General features: G+C 64.4%; 19 protein-coding genes and 1 tRNA gene. 10 read left to right on the top strand and 10 right to left on the bottom strand.

Annotation, left to right across the window (positions count from 1 at the left end; genetic code table 11):
• The 9 genes from QZ471_RS12035 to QZ471_RS12075 form a co-directional block, all read right to left on the bottom strand.
• Complete coding sequence (locus QZ471_RS12035; RefSeq protein ID WP_295463978.1) at window positions 1-984, bottom strand: oligopeptide/dipeptide ABC transporter ATP-binding protein; 984 nt, start codon at window positions 982-984, stop codon at window positions 1-3.
• Window positions 981-1,964: an ABC transporter ATP-binding protein gene (locus QZ471_RS12040; protein WP_295463980.1), complete on the bottom strand. Its 984-nt coding sequence runs from the start codon at window positions 1,962-1,964 to the stop codon at window positions 981-983. Before QZ471_RS12040 ends, QZ471_RS12035 begins: the two co-directional genes overlap by 4 nt.
• Before the next feature lies 1 nt (window position 1,965).
• Window positions 1,966-2,841: a D,D-dipeptide ABC transporter permease gene (gene ddpC, locus QZ471_RS12045; protein WP_295463982.1), complete on the bottom strand. Its 876-nt coding sequence runs from the start codon at window positions 2,839-2,841 to the stop codon at window positions 1,966-1,968.
• 1 nt (window position 2,842) lies between these two features.
• A complete protein-coding gene (locus QZ471_RS12050; protein WP_295463984.1) occupies window positions 2,843-3,859 on the bottom strand; it encodes an ABC transporter permease in 1,017 nt (338 codons plus the stop codon).
• Between the two features lie 48 nt (window positions 3,860-3,907).
• Window positions 3,908-5,473 carry an ABC transporter substrate-binding protein gene (locus tag QZ471_RS12055; protein WP_295463986.1) on the bottom strand — a complete coding sequence of 522 codons (1,566 nt, stop codon included), beginning with the start codon at window positions 5,471-5,473 and terminating at the stop codon, window positions 3,908-3,910.
• Window positions 5,474-5,724: 251 nt separating this feature from the next.
• Window positions 5,725-6,300 carry a D-alanyl-D-alanine dipeptidase gene (gene ddpX, locus QZ471_RS12060; protein WP_295464696.1) on the bottom strand — a complete coding sequence of 192 codons (576 nt, stop codon included), beginning with the start codon at window positions 6,298-6,300 and terminating at the stop codon, window positions 5,725-5,727.
• A gap of 41 nt (window positions 6,301-6,341) precedes the next feature.
• Complete coding sequence (locus QZ471_RS12065; RefSeq protein WP_042135834.1) at window positions 6,342-7,193, bottom strand: MurR/RpiR family transcriptional regulator; 852 nt, start codon at window positions 7,191-7,193, stop codon at window positions 6,342-6,344.
• A 202-nt stretch (window positions 7,194-7,395) separates the two neighbouring features.
• Window positions 7,396-8,151, bottom strand: coding sequence for an SRPBCC family protein (locus tag QZ471_RS12070; protein WP_295463989.1), 756 nt, complete (start codon window positions 8,149-8,151; stop codon window positions 7,396-7,398).
• Between the two features lie 59 nt (window positions 8,152-8,210).
• Entirely contained in the window at window positions 8,211-10,232 is a 2,022-nt protein-coding gene (locus QZ471_RS12075) for a S9 family peptidase (RefSeq protein WP_295463992.1), read from the bottom strand.
• Between the two features lie 89 nt (window positions 10,233-10,321).
• On the opposite strand from QZ471_RS12075, the gene QZ471_RS12080 reads away from it, so the two are divergent.
• The 4 genes from QZ471_RS12080 to QZ471_RS12095 all read left to right on the top strand — a co-directional run bounded on the left by QZ471_RS12080 (window position 10,322) and on the right by QZ471_RS12095 (window position 12,364).
• Entirely contained in the window at window positions 10,322-10,795 is a 474-nt protein-coding gene (locus QZ471_RS12080; RefSeq protein ID WP_295463993.1) for an MFS transporter, read from the top strand.
• 98 nt (window positions 10,796-10,893) lie between these two features.
• Window positions 10,894-11,667, top strand: coding sequence for a class II glutamine amidotransferase (locus QZ471_RS12085; protein ID WP_295463995.1), 774 nt, complete (start codon window positions 10,894-10,896; stop codon window positions 11,665-11,667).
• A gap of 18 nt (window positions 11,668-11,685) precedes the next feature.
• Entirely contained in the window at window positions 11,686-12,198 is a 513-nt protein-coding gene (locus tag QZ471_RS12090) for a DUF2937 family protein (RefSeq protein WP_295463997.1), read from the top strand.
• Between the two features lie 89 nt (window positions 12,199-12,287).
• Window positions 12,288-12,364: transfer RNA gene (locus QZ471_RS12095), tRNA-Val, on the top strand.
• 194 nt (window positions 12,365-12,558) lie between these two features.
• Here the strand turns inward: QZ471_RS12095 and QZ471_RS12100 are convergent.
• A complete protein-coding gene (locus QZ471_RS12100) occupies window positions 12,559-13,281 on the bottom strand; it encodes a YfdX family protein (RefSeq protein WP_295463999.1) in 723 nt (240 codons plus the stop codon).
• Window positions 13,282-13,697: 416 nt separating this feature from the next.
• Here QZ471_RS12100 and QZ471_RS12105 point away from each other — a divergent pair, with 416 nt between their 5' ends.
• From QZ471_RS12105 to pheS, 6 genes are all read left to right on the top strand, one after another.
• Complete coding sequence (locus QZ471_RS12105; protein ID WP_295464002.1) at window positions 13,698-13,979, top strand: hypothetical protein; 282 nt, start codon at window positions 13,698-13,700, stop codon at window positions 13,977-13,979.
• 206 nt (window positions 13,980-14,185) lie between these two features.
• Window positions 14,186-16,108: a threonine--tRNA ligase gene (gene thrS / locus QZ471_RS12110; protein WP_295464004.1), complete on the top strand. Its 1,923-nt coding sequence runs from the start codon at window positions 14,186-14,188 to the stop codon at window positions 16,106-16,108.
• A 20-nt stretch (window positions 16,109-16,128) separates the two neighbouring features.
• Window positions 16,129-16,662 (top strand): translation initiation factor IF-3, encoded by a 534-nt coding sequence (gene infC / locus QZ471_RS12115; RefSeq protein WP_295464006.1) that lies wholly within the window; start codon window positions 16,129-16,131, stop codon window positions 16,660-16,662.
• A gap of 61 nt (window positions 16,663-16,723) precedes the next feature.
• Window positions 16,724-16,918: a 50S ribosomal protein L35 gene (gene rpmI / locus QZ471_RS12120; RefSeq protein ID WP_007159200.1), complete on the top strand. Its 195-nt coding sequence runs from the start codon at window positions 16,724-16,726 to the stop codon at window positions 16,916-16,918.
• 30 nt (window positions 16,919-16,948) lie between these two features.
• Window positions 16,949-17,305: a 50S ribosomal protein L20 gene (gene rplT, locus QZ471_RS12125; protein ID WP_058762410.1), complete on the top strand. Its 357-nt coding sequence runs from the start codon at window positions 16,949-16,951 to the stop codon at window positions 17,303-17,305.
• A gap of 96 nt (window positions 17,306-17,401) precedes the next feature.
• Complete coding sequence (gene pheS, locus QZ471_RS12130) at window positions 17,402-18,403, top strand: phenylalanine--tRNA ligase subunit alpha (protein ID WP_295464012.1); 1,002 nt, start codon at window positions 17,402-17,404, stop codon at window positions 18,401-18,403.
• Window positions 18,404-18,408 lie beyond the last annotated feature (5 nt).

An 18,408-nucleotide genomic window follows, 5' to 3' on the forward strand; every position in this document is an offset into this window, starting at 1 on the left:
TCAGGCCTGCGCGGCATTCATCAGCAACGGCGACTCCAGGCCAGCCGCGCGATGGCAGCGCACCGCCACCCGCGTCGCCGGCAGTAAGGCCTGGGGCCTTTCGCAGCCGGCGCCGGCCTGGGGGCAGCGATCCCGAAAGAAGCAGCCACTCGGCAGCACCCGATTGCCCGGCAACTCGGTGCGTTGGGCGGCGGCGTCGCCGGTCAAGGGCTGATCCAGCCGCGGCACCGCTTCGAGCAAGAGCCGAGTGTAGGGATGACTGGGTTGCTCCAGCACCTCCGCCGCGGCGCCCAGCTCGACGATCTGCCCCAGGTACATCACCGCTACCCGGTCGGCCAGGTGGCGCACCACCGAGACGTTGTGGGAGATCAGCACGAAGGTCAGGCCGCGTTCGCGTTGCAGCTGGGCCAGCAGGTTGAGGATTTGCGCCTGCACCGAGATGTCCAGCGCCGAGGTAGGTTCGTCGAGGATGATGATATCCGGATCGGACGACAGCGCCCGGGCGATGGCGATGCGCTGGCGCTGACCGCCGGAGAACTGGTGCGGATAGCGATCCAGGTATTCCGGACGGATGCCCACCTGGCGCGCCAGGCGTTCGGCGACGGTGCGCAATTCTGCCGTGGAGCGGCGACCGCGCACCACCAGCGGCTCGGTGATCAGCTTCCACACCGGCAGGCGCGGGTCCAGCGAGGATTGCGGGTCTTGGAAGACGATCTGGATGTTGCGCTCGCCGCGCGCCGTGCCCTGAAGGGAACCGCTGACCGGTTCCACCAGCCCCATCAGTACCTGGGCCAGGGTGCTCTTGCCGCAACCGGATTCGCCCAGCACGCCCAGGGTTTCGCCAGGTAAGAGTCGCAGGTCGATGCCATTGAGGGCGTGGGCCTGGCCCTTGCCGCGGCCGAGCCAGTCGCGGCCCACAGGATAGCGCACCTCGACGCCGCTGAGCTCCAGCAGCGGCATGGCGGAAGGAGAAAGAGGGGTCATGCCGGGGCGTCCTCCGCCTGCAACCAGCAGGCGCTCAGGTGATCGGGGGTGGCGGTGGCCAGCAGCGGCGGGCGCGTTTCGCAACGCCCATGGCGTCGGGCACAGCGGTCCTTGAAGGTGCAACCGCCGGGCAGTTGCGCCAGGTTGGGCACCTGGCCGGGGATGCTGGCGAGGTCGCTACCCGGCACAGCCTTCTCCGGTAGGCAGGCCAGCAGGCCCTGGGTATAGGGGTGCTGCGGCGCCTGCATCACCGTGGCGGTGATGCCCTGTTCGACGATACCGCCGGCATACATCACATAGACGCGGTCACAGAATTGCGACACCAGGGCCATGTCGTGGGTGATCAGCAGGATGGCGGTGCCGCGCGCTCGGGCCTTCTCGCGCAAGAGCAGCAAGACCTGGCGTTGCACCGTCACGTCCAGCGCCGTGGTCGGCTCGTCGGCGATCAACAGCTGGGGATCGCAGGAGAAGGCCAGGGCGATCATGATGCGCTGGCGCATGCCGCCGGACAGCTCGAAGGGATAGCGTTCGAGGATCTGGTCGGGATCGGCGATGTGCATGTCCTTGAGCAACTCGATCGCCTTGGCGCGGGCCTGGGCGGCATCCAGCCTGGTATGGCGCCGGATCACGTCCAACAGTTGCTGGCCGATGCGCCGGGTCGGATTGAGTGCGGTCATCGGCTCCTGGAAGATCATCGCCGCCTCGCGACCGCGCACCTCCATCAGTTGGCGCTCGCTCAAGGCCAGCATGTCGCGACCCACCAGGTTGACGCTACCGCCGGTGACCCGGTAGCTGCCGGGCGGCAGCAGGCCGAGGGTGAGCATGGCGGTGACCGACTTGCCGGAGCCGGACTCGCCCACCACGCCGACGATCTCGCCAGGGGCCACGCTCAGGCTGACGCCATTGAGCGCCTTGGCGCTGCTGCGGAAGCCGGGGAATTCCAGGTTCAACTGGTCGATGTGCAGTACGGGCTGGCCCATGTCATTTGCCCTTTTGGCGAGGATCGAGCAGATCGCGGATGCCATCGCCCAGCAGGTTGAAACCGATGGCGGTGACCAGGATGGCCAGGCCGGGGAAGGTCGAGTACCACCACTGGTCGAGGATGAAATTGCGGCCGCTGGCGACCATCACGCCCCATTCCGCGGTGGGCGGCTGGGCTCCCAGGCCGATGAAGCCCAGCGCCGAGGCCATGAGGATGGCGTTGCCGATGTCCAGGCTGAACTGCACCAGCAGCGGCGGCAGGGCGTTGCGCGCCACGTGCCAGTGCACCAGGTGCCACTTGCCGGCGCCGAAGGTACGCGCTGCCTGGACATAGGCCAGCTGGCGGATGCTCAGGGTCTGGCCACGCGCCAGGCGCACATAGAAGGGGATGCGCACCAGGGTGATGGCCAGCATGGCGTTGAACAGGCTCGGCCCGAGGGCGGCGGCCAGGGCCATGATCAGCACCAGCGAAGGCACCGAGAGGATGATGTCCATCAGGCGCATCATCAGCCGGTCGAAGGCGCCGCCGACGATGCCCGACAGGCAGCCGAGCAGGCCGCCGCTGGCGCAGGCGGCAAAGGCGACGAACAGACCGACGCCCACCGACTGGCGGCTGCCGTAGATCACCCGGCTGAGCAGGTCGCGGCCCACTTCGTCGGTGCCGAACCAGTGCAGGGCGCTAGGTGCCTGCAGGCGCGCGGTGAGTTTCAGGGCGTTGGGCTGATAGGGTGCCAGCCAGGGCGCGGCGACCATGCACAGCAGCACCAGCAGGGTGATCAGCAGGCCGGTGAGCATCAGTGGATTGCGGCGGATGCGCCAGGCCAGCCAGGCGAGTTGCTCCCGCCAAAGGGGGCGCGAAGCGGTCAGGGTCGTCATGCTAGTTCACCTTGCCGATGCGAGGATCGACCAGCCGGTAGAGCAGATCGATGAAGCGGTTGAGCAGCACATAGATGAAGGACACCACGATGGCGAAGCCCATCACCGCCGGGAAATCCAGCGCCTGGATCGACTTGACCACATAGGCGCCCATGCCCGGCCAGGCAAATACCGTCTCGGTGAGCACCGCGCCATAGAGCAGGTCGCCCAGCGCCAGGCCGATCACCGTGATGGAGGGGATCAGCGCATTGGGCAGCGCATGGCGCAGCACCACGGTGGTCTGCGACAGGCCATAGGCGCGGGCGGTGCGGATGTAGTCCTCGCCCAACTGTTCGAGCATGGCGCCGCGGATCTGCCGGGTGATGACCCCCAGGTTGACGAAAGCCAAGGTGACCGCCGGCAGCAACAGGTGCTTGGCCGCGCTGACGAAACCGGTGAGATCGCCCGCCAGCAGGGTATCGATCAGATAGAAGCCGGTCACCGAAGGCGGTGGCGTCAGCCCCTGGTCCAGGCGACCGCCGCCGGGCAGCCAGCCGAGATGACCGTAGAACAGCACGATCAGCCCCAGGCCCAGCCAGAAGGCCGGGGTGGAGATGCCGGCCACCGCCAGGGTACGGCTGATATGGTCGATCCAGCGGTTGTTGTAGACCGCCGAGAGCACGCCCAGGGGTACGCCGATGAGGATCGACAGCAGCAGCGCCGCCAGGGCCAGCTCCAGGGTGGCCGGGAAGAACAGCCTGAGGTCCTCCAGCACCGGGCGATGGGTGCGGATCGACTGGCCCAGGTCGCCTTGGAGCAGGTCGCCCATGTAGCGGAAGTACTGCTGGTACAGCGGCAGGTCCAGACCCAGCTGATGGCGGATGCCAGCGACGATCTCATCGCTGGCGCGCTCGCCGGCGATCAGCCGTGCCGGATCACCGGGGATCAGGTGGGAGATGACGAAGGTGATCAGAGAGACTCCGATCACCACGATGAGGATATCGGTCAACTGCTTGCGCAGCAGATGGAAGAAGGCCATGGCTTACCTCGCGAGGCGGGCGCCGGAGCGGGCCGGCGCCCGTCGCCCTTACTTGGACATCGCAGCGAAATCGAAGACCTGTTCGAGCATGGGGTTGAACACGTACCCCTTGACCGCGGCGCGCATCGGCACCGTGTAGGCCTTCTGGTAGAGGTAGGCGTAGGCGGCATCGCCCACCACGATCTTCTGGGCTTCCTGGTACAGCGCCTTGCGCTGGGCCACGTCGCTGACGCTGGCGGCGTCGCGCAGCAACTGGTCCACCTTGGGATTGCTGTAGAAGGAGCGGTTGCCGGCCAGGCCGGCGTTGGCGCTGTCGAACCAGAAGTTCATGAACATGTAGGGATCGGCGAAGTCCGGACTCCAGTTGCCGATGGCGACGTCGAAGTCGCCCTTGCCCAGGCGTTCGCGGAAGGTGGCGTTGGCCAGCTTCTCCATCTTGAGGTTGACGCCGAGGGTGCTCAGCCCCGCCTGCAGGGTCAGGCCGATGGGCTCCCAGGCCGGGTCCTTGTCCGAGTAGAGGAATTGCAGCTCCCGTACCTTGGGTGCCTTGCCCAGGGCGGCCTGGGCGGCTTCCAGGTCCTGCTTGGGCAACGGCAGGCTCGGATCGTGGCCCCACATGCCGTCCGGGATCGGGCCGTTCATCAGCTTGGCCTTGCCCATGGCGATGCCTTCCACGATGCCTTGGTAATCCAGGGAGTCGACCACCGCCTTGCGCGCGTGCACGTCGTTCATGGGGGCGCGCTTGTTGTTCAGGTAGAGGTAGGTCACCCGCAGCGAGGGGTAGGCGGTGGTGACGAAGCCAGGCTTCTGCGCCAGGGCCTTGACCTGGTCTTCCGGCAGGTCCTCGATGATGTCCAGGTCACCCTGTTCCAGTTGCAGGCGGCGTACCGAGGGCTCGGCGATGATGCGGATCACCACCTGTTTGAGGGTGGGTGCCTTGCCGGCGTAGTGCGGATTGGGCTCCAGGGTCAGCGACTGGCCCTTCTGCCAGGCGGCGAGGCGATAGGCACCGGAGCCGGCGGTGTGGCCGGCCAGCCAGGCGTCCACGTCCTTGCCATGGGTGCTCGCCACCTTGGGGTTGATCACGCTGGCGCCGTCGTGGGCCAGGGCGAAGAGGAAAGGCGCGAAGGGTTTCTGCAGGGTGAACTTGATCGTCTGCGGGTCCACCACGGTCACCGTCATGTCTGCCGGGAAGATGCTGGACGGGCCCTGCTTGAGCTTCATCAGGCGTTCGATGGAGAACTTGACCGCCTCGGCGGTGACCTCGCTGCCGTCGTCGAACTTGTTGCCGGGCTTCAGGGTGAAGGTCCACACCAGGTTGTCCGGGGACACGGTCCAGCCGCTGGCCAGATCGCCCTCGACGTCGGTGCTGCCCTTGCCGTCTTCCACCTTGTAGCGCATCAGGCGCTGGTAGGCCGGGTAGGTCACCGTCCAGTCGTTGTTGTCGAAGGTCACGCCCGGGTCGACGGTCTGCAGATCCGCCGGCTTACCGATGACCAGAGTGTCGGCGGCCGTGGCAGCGCTGGCCGGTTGCCAGGCGCCGAGGCCCAGCAGGGAAACCAGGGCAAGCAGGCGGGACGCCGATGAAACGAAGGTGCGCGAAGACGAAAACATGCCGGTACCTCGGATTGTTTGGGGTTGTAAGAGCCTGTCCAAAGTCTCGCGAGCTAGAGCCAAACAAGGCGAAAATGCTTGAGGAAGCGGAGTTTACGAGCGGTAAACGAGCATTCCGAAGGCATTTTCAACGCCGTTTGGCCGACGCGCAGCAGCCTTTGAACAGGCTCTAAGGGTGTTTCGGCAGTGGGCAAGGTTATCGAGCGTTGGGCTCGCGGCGCCGGATTCGAACGATCCGGTCGCCGGCTGGATCAGCTCAGCAGGGCGGCGAGATCCTCCGGGCTGAGGTGGTGGTAGTCGATCAAGGCATAGCGGCGTGCGTCGGGCAGCTCGAAATGCCACCACTCGCTGGGAATGAAGGTGAAGCCGGCGCTCTGCATCACGCCCAGCAGCAGCAGGCGATTGCGCTGCGCGGCGGCGGGAACGGCCGGATTGAACAGGTGCGAGAGTTCGCGCATGTCGTCGAAACCGGTGCCCATGTCCAGGGGGACGCCGGCCTCGTCGAGCAGGGTGACGTCCACTGCCACCCCACGGCTGTGATGCGAGCCCAGGGCCGGATCGCTCACGTATTGGGCATCCGGCAGCACGCGCCAGAGCAGCTGCTGGGCGTAGGGCGGACGGTAGGCGTCCAGCACCTGCAGGCGCAGGCCAGCCTGGCGTGCCAATTCGCTGGCCCGCTTCAGGCGGGCGGCGGCATCCTGGTGCAGCAGGCAGTGGGCGTCCTGGTAGAGCACCTTGCCGGCCAGGTTGTCGGCGGTCGCATAGACCAGGTGGATGTCCACGCCGTAGCGGTGGGCGTCGATCTCGACGAGTTCTGGATGGTTCACGGTACGGGGAGCTTCCTTGGAATAAAGAGGGGTGTCGGGGCTCATTCGAATTGCCCGAAGCGCTGCTGCAGGGCGCGGTTGCTGGCCACCCGTTGTTCCAGGGCATCGCCGGAGCGATCCGCCACCGCTGACACCAGCAGGTTGAGCAGGCAGGCGAGAGGGGCTGGTGACTCCCAGAACTGGTCGACCTCCGGGCGCAGCTGCAGCAGGTCGGCGGGATAGTCCCGCGCCCAGGGGCAGTGGTAGTCGGTGATCAGCGCCATGGGCAGCCTGGCATCGCGTGCGGCTTCGCACAGCTTGCGAGCAACACTCGAATAGGCGCGAAAGTCGGCTACCACCAGGTAGGGCTGGGCGAAGCCACTGTTGAAGATGTCGGCGTAGGTGCCCGACAGGCCATCGACGTAGAAAGCCTTGGGCCGGATGTATTCAAGCAGGCTGTGAAAACTGCCGAGCACCCCGCGGGTGGTCTGGATACCGGCGATGAACACCGCGTCCGCGCCAGTCAGCTGCCGGACCACCTGTTCGAATACCGGGCCGCGGGCCAGCTGGTAGACGTCCTCGATGGCGGCGAGCTCGGCGGCCAGGGAGCGGTCCAGCGCATCGCTGCGTCCGCTCTGCTGGCGAAAGGCACTGAAGCGGTCGGTGATGCGCCAGGCTTCCAGACCTTCGTCTCTCAGGCTCTGTTTGACCTCGTCGAGGTTGCGATAGCCCAGGGAACGCAGCAGCCGGCCCACGGAGATACCGGTGGTGTTGGTGCGCTGGGCGATGCTGTCGGCGGTCTCGAAGGGTAGCTTCTCCGGATTGGCCAACAGGTAACCCGCGACTCTCTTGCCGGTGGGCGTGAGGTCGGCGAAGGCACCTTCGAGGGCTTGGAAGAAGAGGGGTTTGGTCACGCCGAGGCCTGCAATGTTATCTAGCTGTCATTTATCTCTCTGTTGTTCTCAAGCTAACATCGCTTTTCCAGGCATCGCAAGCAGCCGGAGGCCGACTGTCATGGGAGTGTCGTAAAGAGGGGAGAGGTGTCGCTTGGAGATAAGCGCGGGGAAGGGATGGATCAGGCGGCGTCTCGGGCGAGACGCCGCTGCAACAGGAGTGTCAGCCCAGGGGCGACTCCATGTGCGAGGTGCGCTCCACCGCGCCATAGCGGTCGCTTACCGCGTGGGCCCGCTCCAGCAGGACCTTGAGTTCGGCCAGGTCCTGGGCGATGCGGGTACCGGGATCGCGGCGCAGCAGGCGGGCGAAGAGATGGCCCAGGCGACCGGCCGGGGGTTCGTAGGCCATCACCGCCGTCACCTCGGTGCCACCTGGCACCTCGGCGAAACTGACCCAGCCCAGGTTGTTCAGGCCGGCATAGCCGCAGGAGCGCCAGCCGATCAGCTGGCCAGGGATGTCGTCGGTGACCTCCGCGTCCCATTCGAAGCGCCCCATGGGCGCCTTGACCACCCAGTGGGAGTAGCGGTCGTTGAGCACGTCCACCCGTTCGATGTGGCGCATGAAGATCGGCAGGTTGGAGAAGTCTCGCCAGAAGCGATAGAGCTCATCGCGGGGGCGGGCGATGACGATCCGGCGGGTCTGGGAGGCAGCCGAATGCCAGGCCAGCGAGCGGCGCACGTCGCGTTCGAAACGTGTGTTGGCCACCACCCGGCGCACCGGGCAGCGCCCGCGCAGGCCGCGAGTCAGCAGCCAGGCGCCGGTCGCCCCGCTGAGCAGGCCGAGCAGGCCGCCGCGTGCCAGGCCGCGACTCAGCAGCAGGCCACCGCCCGCCAGCGAGGCCAGGCGTTCCACGCCGCGCACGGCGGCGTCGTCGCGGGTTGGGGGGGCGAGAGGGGGGGTGGGGGCGTCTAGATGCATGTCAGGTTCTCCTTCAACTGTGGAAAAGACCTGCCCAGAGCCCCCGCCGTTCCCTGCGTCTAGCTGTTCAGACCGAGGACACGGAAGACGAAGGCATATTCCAGCGCCACATCGCGCAGGGCCTGGTAGCGCCCGCTCATGCCGCCGTGCCCGGCGCCGAACTCGGTCTTGAGCAGCAGCAAAGGTGCCTGGTCGGTACGCCGCTCGCGCAATCGCGCCACCCACTTGGCCGCTTCCCAATACTGCACCCGGGTGTCGTGATAGCCCGCCACCGCCAGGATCGCCGGATAGGCCTGGGCCTTCACGTTTTCATAGGGCGCGTAGCCGGCGATGCGCTCGCGTACCTCCGGCTGGTTCGGATCGCCCCACTCGTCGTACTCAGTCACGGTCAGCGGCAGGTCCGGCTTGAGCATGGTGTTGAGCACGTCGACGAAGGGTACCTCGGCGATGGCCGCGGCATAGAGGTCGGGCCGCTGGTTGAGCACTGCGCCGATCAGTAGCCCGCCAGCGCTGCCGCCGCTGATGACGATCCGTTCTGGTGTCGTCAGGCCCTGCTCCAGCAGGTGCTCGGTGCAGGCGATGAAGTCGTCGAAGGTGTTCTGCTTGTGCTCCAGCTTGCCGCTGCGATACCAGGCTTCGCCCAGCTCGCCGCCGCCACGCACATGGGCGATGGCGAAGCGCACGCCACGGTCCAGCAGACTCAGGCGGGCATGGGAGAACCAGGGGTCGAGGCTGTGGCCGTAGGCCCCATAGCCATAGAGGTAGAGTGGGGCGCTCTGCGGCAGGTCGCGTCGGCCGACCAGGCTGATGGGGATACGGGTGCCGTCGGGCGCGGTCGCCCACAGGCGGCGGCTCTCGTAGGCATCGGCATCGAAGGGGCCTTCCACCGGCACCTGCTTGAGCACCCGCTGGGTGCCGCTGGCCAGCTCCAGCTCGCGAATCTCCGCCGGACGATTGAGCGCCTCGTAGCGCAGGCGCATGACCGGACTGTGGAATTCCAGCACGTCCATCGCATCCAGGCTGTAGACCTCGTCCGGCAGCTCGACGCGATAGGGCGCCTGGCCGTAGGGACGGACCTCCAGGATCGGCAGGCCGGCGGTGCGCAGACTCAGCACCAGGGCATGGGCGCCCAGGCTCGCGTCCTCCAGCATCACCTCCGGATCATGAGGCACCAGCAACTCCCAATGCGCTCGCGTGGGACGCTCTTCGGCAGCCCGGTACAGCGCGAAGTTGATGCCGTCCTGGTTGCTGCGCACGTACCAGCCATCGACGCCATGGTCGGGGAAATACTCATGGCCTTCCTCACGCGGCGCCAGGCAGACGAAGGCCTCGTCCGGCCGATCCGCGTCCAGCACCCAGGCCTCGCTGGTGGTCTTGCTGTGGGACAGCAGCAACAGCTTGCGCTCGGAACTGGAACGATAGCAGCCGAGGAAGAAGCGGCCATCGGTCTCGTGGAAGACCAGCTGCGGCTCGGCATCGCCCAGGTGATAGCGATAGAGCTTGTGCGGACGATGGGCGTCGTCCCGCTCGCCGAAGAACAGGGTGCGACTGTCGTTGGCCCAGGTCAGGCTGCCGTCGCATTCTTCGAAGGGCAGCTCGGTCACCTGGCCGGTGACCAGATCCTTCACATAGAGCCGGTAGGTCTCGTCGCCGACCTGATCCAGGCTGTAGGCGAGCTTGCTTTGGTCCGGACTGACGGTGAAGCGACCGACGGAGAGGAAGCCCCCATCGGCGATGGCGTTGCCATCGAACAGCAGTTCCTCGCTCGCGGCATCCGGCGTCAGGTCGCCAGCGGCCGGACGGCGGCAGCGGTAGTTGCGGCCGTATTCGTCGCCGGCCTGGGTGCGTTGGTAATAGAGATAGTCGCCACGCGGGACCGGCAGCGACAGGTCCGTCTCGCGAATGCGTGCGCGGATCTCCTCGAACAGTTGCTCACGCAGGGCGGCCTGGGGCGCCAGCTCGGCCTCCAGATAGGCGTTCTCTGCCTCCAGGTGCGCCAGCACCTCGGGAGCGTCGCGCTGTTCCAGCCAGACGTAAGGGTCGTCACCAGGGGCGCGGCGAGCGGTGGGGGCTTGGGTCATGCGGGCTCCTTGTGCGCCGCGTGGAAGCACGCGGTCGGGGCAAAACCGTTATCATAGGCTTCCCCTTCCCGCTATCGCCATGGATCGCAATGACCGAGCAAGAGTACCTGATCGCCTGGGCCGTCTACGCCATCGCCGCGTTGCTGCTATTGGTGGTGACCTTCAAGGCCACCGGCTGGCTCTGGCGCTGGCTGCGCGAACCCATTCGCCTGGTCGCGGCGGTACTCCTGCTGACCCCGACCATCGCCGACCCGGAGCACAGCTTCTATGCGCCGGCCATCGCCGTGACCGTGCTCGACCTGGTGTTCAAGGTGGGTAACAGCGCCTGGTCGGCGGTGGCGGACCTCTCCGTCGCCGGGGCCCTCGCCCTTGTGCTCTACCTGGTCTTCGTCATCGTTCGCTGGCTGTACTGGCGTTCACGGCCGAAGACGGCCGCCGTTGCCACGACCGACCCCGCGGACGACCCGCTGCCGGAAGCGCCCGCCGCACGGCGCGGAGCCCCCGCACCCGCCGAGCGCCGCGAAACCCGTGGCCGTGGCGAGCGCGTCGAACCCCGGCTTTAATCCAGGCTTGCGCCCGGGGCGTCACCCATTCAGCATGCTTGCCATGGGCAGCGGCGGCAGCCGCGATCGAATCAGGCAGCCACCCCGGAGGGACGGACATGTGTGAATTGCTGGGCATGAGTGCCAACGTGCCCACGGATCTGGTCTTCAGTCTCCAGGGCTTGATGCAACGCGGCGGCCGCACCGGTCCGCACCGCGACGGCTGGGGCGTGGCCTTCTACGAGGGTAGGGGGCTGCACCTGTTCAAGGACGCCCTGCCGGGCGCCGACTCCGAGGTGGCCAAGCTGGTCCAGGGCTATCCGATCAAGAGCCACACCGTGATCGGCCATATCCGTCATGCCAATGTCGGGGGCGTCAATCTGGCCAACACCCATCCCTTCGTGCGCGAGCTGGGTGGCCGCTACTGGAGCTTCGCCCACAACGGCCAACTGCAGGACTTCTGGCCGGAGCCGCGCTTCTACCGCCCGGTCGGGGATACCGACAGCGAGGCGGCCTTCTGCAGCCTGCTGGACCAGGTCCGCGAGCGCTTTCCCGAGCCGGTACCGGTGGAGATGCTGCTGCCCCAACTGGTGAATGCCTGCGACGGCTTTCGCCGGAAGGGCGTCTTCAATTGCCTGCTCAGCGACGGTGACTGGCTGTTCAGCTTCTGCACCACCAAGCTGGGCCACATTACCCGTCGTGCACCCTTCGGGCCGGCTCACCTGCGCGATGCCGAAGTCCATGTCGACTTCAAGGCCGAGACCACCCCCGACGACGTGGTCACCATTGTCGCCACCGAACCCCTGACCTCCGACGAGGTCTGGACCCTGCACCAGCCTGGCGAATGGCATCTCTGGTGGAATGGCGAGATCGTCACCCAGGGCCGCGTCTGAATAGGAACCTCACCGGCGATGTTGCGTAGCTATATCCGTATGCTGTTGTTCTCCGTGGCCCTGCTGGTCGGGGTCCAGGTGCCAGGATTCATGCTCGACTACGAGCAGCGGGTGGATGCCCATCGGCTGGAGTCCGAGCAGTCCCTGAGCGGTTTCCGGCGCACCGCGGAGCAATACTTCGAGGGCAGCCTCGAGCGCCTGCTGGCCCACTACCAGGCGAGCGACGACCCGGTCTTCCGCAGCGACGCCGACAGCCTCGGCATACTGATGCGCCGCAATGCCCTGTTCGACGAAGAGTGGCAGGCGTTGCAGGGGCCCTGGTACGAGAAGGCCTGGCGCATCCTGGTGCGTCCCAATCCCGAGCTGCGTGACGAGACCCTGCGGCAGTACCGCTATCAGGTCGTACTTACCCCAGCGGCCATCGCCTGGGGCGTCGGACTCGGCCTGGCGCTGGCGGTGATCCTGGAAACCCTCGCCCTGTGGCTGTCGATCCTGCTCTACCCCAGGCGACCGGCGCGGCGGATTTCCTAGGTCGCAGAAAAAAATTCACGTTTTCAGGCGTTTAGCTGAAAAAAGGGCTTGACGCTCCGGTGCCGCTCTGTAGAATGCGCACCCACAGCAGGCACGTAGCTCAGTTGGTTAGAGCACCACCTTGACATGGTGGGGGTCGTTGGTTCGAATCCAATCGTGCCTACCAAACAAAACCCGCACTGCTGGCGGGTAACGAAAAAGGGCGATCCGAGAGGGTCGCCCTTTTTCGTTTGCCTGTCTTATCCGAATGCCTCGGGTCCCTATCCAAAAAACCGAGAGGCGTTCCGGTTGGATGGCCTCTCTTGAGGTTGGTCGGTTCGCGCCTCCGGCGCCGCAGAGGGCGCCGGACAGCTCGAGTCGCTACTTCGACTGGCTGGTGGTCGGGGTGACCGTTTCGGTGAAGGAGCCTACGGGCTGCAGGCCTTTGCCGTTCGGGACGAAGTTCACGTCCGTCGAGGCGAAACGTACCTCGTCCTGAGCCTGCTTGAGGGTCAGATTGGCCTCGTAGTACTTGTTGTTGCCTAGCTGCTTCGCCGCCTGATCGACATCGGCGATGGTCTGCTTGAGCGGCGCCAAGGCAATGGACGTGTCGACGTTGACGCCGGCCAGGCGTAGCACTTCCGCGGCACCTTTGGCATCACCCTGTTTGAGTTTCTGGTTGGCGTCGGCAACCGCCTTGACTTTCTGCGGGCTGGCCAAGTAGTTGTCCTGGATAATGGTGTCACCCCAGATGGGTAGCCAGGTCTTTCCGGTAGTATCCATATCGGCCGTGCCCTGGCTGTCTTTGGCATTCAGATCCTTGGCGGCCTTGATGAAGGACGTATTATCCGTTTGCGCAAGTTTAAGCGCATGTTGGGCTGCCTTGACCTGTTCCTCGGCCTTCTTCGGGTGGCCTTGGAATAACTCGACGCGTGCATTGGATATATCCGAAAACGCTTTCTGGCCTTCCGTGGACAGCGCCTGGAAGCTGCTCAGCTCGTTCGCGGCGGGCGTTTCGGTGGCGGCGTACACTGCAGCGGACGAGCAGGCGGCTACGATGGCGACTACCAGCATGCTCTTTGCCAGTTTGTTCTTGACGTTCATTTGCTGCCTCCAGCGGGATATGCAATTGAAGTAAGTTTATCGCTCAGGTACCAGAACCAAGTTCTGTAGTGCCTGGGATCGATACTCCGCCTTGCGTCTTAAGTCCGGATTAACAGTTTTGGGTGATTTCTTGAATGCGGGCTGAACAGATTTGTTGAGGAAATTAGTCTGGCGTATTTAATCTTAAGATTAGTTAAGGAAGGTGTTCCGGGATTGGGTACGAAGTTATAGAGGGCTTAACGCCTGGTCGAAAATTGAATGTTGCTGCGGGTAAAGACTGCACTACCGGGATGTGACCTCTTGCCTCCTTCGTGGCACCGGACGTTTTCACGTAGACTGGCGGACGATTTTTTCCGGGACCGCCAGCTGATCCGTGACAGCGGCGCAGGGCGGTCCGTAGCGACGAGGAGAGGGCGATGTCTCAAGTGGGTGAAGGACGGCAGATTGGCAAGGGGGGCTGCCTGGGCTTGATCCTGCTGTCGATCCTGTTCGCAGTGGTGGTCTTCGGCTCCATCATCTACGTCTATCGCCACAATGCCACACCCACCAATCGTGCCAATGAGCAGCAGGCCATCGACCAATGCCTGGCGCGCGCCAACGCCCCGGATACCTCGCCAGCCGATCGCCAGGCATTGATGGAAAACTGCCAGGAAATGCAGAAGCAATTCCTCAAGAAGTATCCCGGCGCCCCGCGCTGATCCGCTCGGCCGCCTTCGCGGAGTTGCGCCAGGTGGCCGTTTCTGAAAGGATTTCCGTCCCAAACTTCCAGTGATCCTTTCGCGTCGCCTCGGAATGCCTTGCGGCCCTGCCACTGTGCGGCAGGATTTCCAGCGGTGCGGCTGCTTACTGGCCAATCCCACCATGTGGCCCTTGGTATGGGTCACCACTGAGTTGAGGAGGCGCCATGCCTGTCATTACTCTCCCCGACGGTAGCCAACGTCCATTCGACAAGCCCGTCACCGTAGCCGAAGTCGCCCAGTCCATCGGTGCCGGTCTCGCCAAGGCCACCATCGCCGGCCGTGTCGACGGCCAGTTGCGCGATGCCAGCGATCTCATCGATCAGGATGCGAACCTGCAGATCATCACCGCCAAGGACGAGGACGGGCTGGAGATCATCCGCCACTCCTGCGCCCACCTGGTGGGTCATGCGGTCAAGCAGCTGTTCCCGACCGCCAAGATGGTCATCGGTCCAGTGATCGACGAAGGCTTCTACTACGACATCGCCTTCGAGCGTCCCTTCACCCTCGATGACCTCTCGGCCATCGAGACGCGGATGCGCGAACTGATCGACAAGGACTACGACGTCATCAAGAAGATGACGCCGCGCGCCGAGGTCATTGAGGTGTTCAAGGCCCGGGGTGAGGAGTACAAGCTGCGCCTGATCGACGACATGCCCGAGGAGCAGGCCATGGGCCTGTACTACCACGAGGAATACGTCGACATGTGCCGGGGCCCGCATGTCCCGAACACCCGCTTCCTCAAGGCCTTCAAGCTGACCAAACTGTCCGGCGCCTACTGGCGCGGCGACGCCAAGAACGAGCAGCTGCAGCGCATCTACGGCACCGCCTGGGCCGACAAGAAGCAGCTGGCCGCCTATATCCAGCGCATCGAGGAAGCCGAGAAGCGCGATCACCGCCGCATCGGCAAGCAGCTCGATCTCTTCCACCTGCAGGAAGAGGCCCCCGGCATGGTGTTCTGGCACGCCAACGGCTGGACCGTCTATCAGGTGCTCGAGCAGTACATGCGCAAGGTCCAGCGCGAGCACGGCTACCAGGAGATCAAGACGCCCCAGGTGGTCGACCGCATCCTCTGGGAGCGTTCCGGGCACTGGTCCAACTACGCCGAGAACATGTTCACCACGGCCTCGGAAAACCGTGACTTCGCGGTCAAGCCGATGAACTGCCCATGCCACGTGCAGGTGTTCAACCAGGGCCTGAAGTCCTACCGCGACCTGCCGCTGCGCCTGGCCGAATTCGGTGCCTGCCACCGCAACGAGCCGTCCGGCGCCCTGCACGGCATCATGCGCGTGCGCGGCTTCACTCAGGACGATGCCCACATCTTCTGCACCGAGGAGCAGGTGGAGAAGGAAGCGGCCGACTTCATCAAACTGACCCTGAAGGTCTACGCCGACTTCGGTTTCACCGACGTGGCCATGAAGCTCTCTACCCGGCCCGCCAAGCGCGTTGGCTCGGAAGAGCTGTGGGATCGCGCCGAGAAGGCACTGGCCGACGCCCTCAATGCCTCGGGTCTGGACTGGGAATACCAGCCGGGTGAGGGCGCCTTCTATGGGCCGAAGATCGAGTTCACCCTCAAGGATTGCCTGGGTCGTAACTGGCAGTGTGGTACCCTGCAGTACGATCCCAACCTGCCCGAGCGCCTCGACGCCAGCTACGTCTCCGAAGACAACAGCCGTCAGCGCCCGGTGATGCTGCACCGCGCCATCCTCGGTTCCTTCGAGCGCTTCATCGGCATGCTCATCGAGCACTATGCCGGCCAGTTCCCGGCCTGGCTCGCGCCGACCCAGGCGGTGGTGCTCAACATCACCGACAAGCAGGCCGATTTCGCTCAGCAGGTCGTCGGCGAATTGAACGCCGAGGGCTTCCGCGCGAAGGCCGACTTGAGAAACGAGAAGATCGGCTTTAAAATCCGCGAGCATACTTTGCTCAAGGTTCCCTATCTCCTGGTTATTGGAGACCGGGAGGTTGAGACACGATCCGTTGCCGTGCGTACCCGTGAAGGCGTTGACCTGGGCTCCATGCCCATCGAGCGTTTCCGCGAGCTGCTCACGCAAGCGGTTTCCCGGCGTGGCCGGCAAGAATCGGAGTAATCACTATCAAGCAGCGTGACATGAGACAAGACAAGCGAGCCGCACCTCGGGCACCGATCAACGAAAATATCACCGCCCGGGAAGTTCGCCTTATTGGCGCCGATGGTCAGCAAGTAGGCATCGTCTCCATCCAGGAGGCCATGCAGGCTGCCGAAGACGCCAAGCTGGATCTGGTGGAAATCACCGCCGACGCCGTACCCCCGGTCTGCCGGATCATGGACTACGGCAAGCACGTCTTCGAGAAGAAGAAGCAAGTCGCGGCGGCGAAGAAGAACCAGAAGCAGGCTCAGGTCAAAGAAATCAAGTTTCGTCCAGGGACGGAAGAAGGGGATTACCAGGTAAAACTACGCAACCTGGTACGTTTCCTAACCGAGGGGGACAAAGCCAAGGTCTCGTTGAGATTCCGCGGCCGGGAGATGGCCCACCAGGAGCTGGGCATGGAGCTGTTGAAGCGGGTCGAAGCCGACCTCGCCGAACATGGCGCCGTTGAGCAGCATCCTAAGATGGAAGGACGCCAACTCATCATGGTCATCGCCCCCAAGAAGAAAAAGTAACTACCAGGGCACTGGCAGGCCTTGCTGTTATGCGTAATCACTCAATGCGGAGTATCCGAACATGCCAAAGATGAAAACCAAAAGCGGCGCTGCGAAGCGCTTCGTGAAAACTGCTGGTGGCATCAAGCACAAGCACGCTTTCAAGAGCCACATTCTGACCAAGATGACCACCAAGCGTAAGCGTCAGCTGCGCGGTACGTCGCTGATGCATGCATCCGACGTCCAAAAGGTCGAGCGCATGCTGCGCCTTCGTTAATCCTGGTCAAGAATTTAAAGGAAGTTACCCATGGCTCGTGTTAAGCGTGGCGTCATCGCTCGTCGCCGTCACAAGAAAATCCTGAAGCTCGCCAAAGGCTACTACGGTGCCCGTTCGCGCGTCTTCCGCGTCGCTAAGCAAGCGGTAATCAAGGCAGGCCAATACGCCTACCGTGACCGTCGTCAGCGTAAGCGTCAGTTCCGCGCTCTGTGGATCGCTCGTATCAACGCTGGTGCTCGTATCAACGGTCTGTCCTACAGCCGTCTGATCGCCGGCCTGAAAAAAGCGGCCATCGAGATCGACCGTAAGGTACTGGCCGATCTGGCCGTGAACGAAAAAGCGGCGTTTGCTGCGATTGTCGAGAAAGCTAAAGCTTCGCTGGCTTAAGCCCCCCGGCAATCTCGCGCCTCTGGCGCGAAGCAACGTTATCGATAGGGGAAGAGCCTCATAGCTCTTCCCCTATTTTGTATCTGGAGTCCCTAGATGGAAAACCTGGATGCGCTGGTCTCCCAAGCCCTGGAGGCCGTGCGGCACACCGAAGACACCAATGCCCTGGAACAGCTCCGGGTCAATTACCTGGGCAAGAAGGGTGAGCTGACCCAGATCATGAAGACCCTGGGCAACCTTTCGGCGGAGGAGCGGCCCCAGGTCGGCGCCCTGATCAATGCCGCCAAGGAACGTGTCCAGGACGCGATCAACAGCCGCAAGGCGACGCTGGAGCAGGCCGCGCTGGCCGCTCGCCTCGCCGCGGAGCGTATCGACGTGACTCTGCCCGGGCGCGGTCAGGCCTCTGGCGGCCTGCATCCGGTCACCCGTACCCTGGAACGTATCGAGCGCCTGTTCGCCAACATCGGCTATGGCGTCGCCACCGGTCCCGAGATCGAAGACGACTACCATAACTTCGAGGCGCTCAATATCCCCGGCCACCACCCGGCGCGGGCGATGCACGACACCTTCTATTTCAACGCCAACATGCTGCTGCGTACCCACACCTCCCCGGTGCAGATCCGTACCATGGAGAGCCAGCAGCCGCCGATCCGCATCATCTGTCCGGGGCGCGTCTATCGCTGCGACAGCGACCAGACCCATTCGCCCATGTTCCATCAGGTCGAAGGCCTGGTGATCGACGAAGAAGTCAGCTTCGCCGATCTCAAGAGCACCCTGGTGACCTTCCTGCGCGAATTCTTCGAGGAAGAGCTGGAAGTGCGCTTCCGTCCGTCCTACTTCCCCTTCACCGAGCCCTCGGCCGAGGTGGACATCCGTCGTCCGAGCCGCGACGGCGAGCCGGCTTCGCGCTGGCTCGAGGTGCTGGGCTGCGGCATGGTTCACCCCAATGTGCTGCGCATGGCCGGCATCGATCCGGAGAAATACCAGGGCTTCGCCTTTGGCATGGGCGCCGAGCGCCTGGCCATGCTGCGCTATGGGGTCAACGACCTGCGCCTCTTCTTCGACAACGATCTGCGCTTCCTGGCGCAATTCCGCTAGCTGCC

The sequence above is a fragment of the uncultured Pseudomonas sp. genome (assembly GCF_913774235.1).
Classification (GTDB): domain Bacteria; phylum Pseudomonadota; class Gammaproteobacteria; order Pseudomonadales; family Pseudomonadaceae; genus Chryseomonas.

Coding starts and splice junctions, on each gene's coding strand:
- QZ471_RS12035 (WP_295463978.1), bottom strand. CDS start 984: ATGACCCCTCTTTCTCCTTCCGCCATGCCGCTGCTGGAGCTCAGCGGC.
- QZ471_RS12040 (WP_295463980.1), bottom strand. CDS start 1,964: ATGGGCCAGCCCGTACTGCACATCGACCAGTTGAACCTGGAATTCCCC.
- ddpC (WP_295463982.1), bottom strand. CDS start 2,841: ATGACGACCCTGACCGCTTCGCGCCCCCTTTGGCGGGAGCAACTCGCC.
- QZ471_RS12050 (WP_295463984.1), bottom strand. CDS start 3,859: ATGGCCTTCTTCCATCTGCTGCGCAAGCAGTTGACCGATATCCTCATC.
- QZ471_RS12055 (WP_295463986.1), bottom strand. CDS start 5,473: ATGTTTTCGTCTTCGCGCACCTTCGTTTCATCGGCGTCCCGCCTGCTT.
- QZ471_RS12070 (WP_295463989.1), bottom strand. CDS start 8,151: ATGCATCTAGACGCCCCCACCCCCCCTCTCGCCCCCCCAACCCGCGAC.
- QZ471_RS12075 (WP_295463992.1), bottom strand. CDS start 10,232: ATGACCCAAGCCCCCACCGCTCGCCGCGCCCCTGGTGACGACCCTTAC.
- QZ471_RS12080 (WP_295463993.1), top strand. CDS start 10,322: ATGACCGAGCAAGAGTACCTGATCGCCTGGGCCGTCTACGCCATCGCC.
- QZ471_RS12085 (WP_295463995.1), top strand. CDS start 10,894: ATGTGTGAATTGCTGGGCATGAGTGCCAACGTGCCCACGGATCTGGTC.
- QZ471_RS12090 (WP_295463997.1), top strand. CDS start 11,686: ATGTTGCGTAGCTATATCCGTATGCTGTTGTTCTCCGTGGCCCTGCTG.
- QZ471_RS12100 (WP_295463999.1), bottom strand. CDS start 13,281: ATGAACGTCAAGAACAAACTGGCAAAGAGCATGCTGGTAGTCGCCATC.
- QZ471_RS12105 (WP_295464002.1), top strand. CDS start 13,698: ATGTCTCAAGTGGGTGAAGGACGGCAGATTGGCAAGGGGGGCTGCCTG.
- thrS (WP_295464004.1), top strand. CDS start 14,186: ATGCCTGTCATTACTCTCCCCGACGGTAGCCAACGTCCATTCGACAAG.
- infC (WP_295464006.1), top strand. CDS start 16,129: ATGAGACAAGACAAGCGAGCCGCACCTCGGGCACCGATCAACGAAAAT.
- rpmI (WP_007159200.1), top strand. CDS start 16,724: ATGCCAAAGATGAAAACCAAAAGCGGCGCTGCGAAGCGCTTCGTGAAA.
- rplT (WP_058762410.1), top strand. CDS start 16,949: ATGGCTCGTGTTAAGCGTGGCGTCATCGCTCGTCGCCGTCACAAGAAA.
- pheS (WP_295464012.1), top strand. CDS start 17,402: ATGGAAAACCTGGATGCGCTGGTCTCCCAAGCCCTGGAGGCCGTGCGG.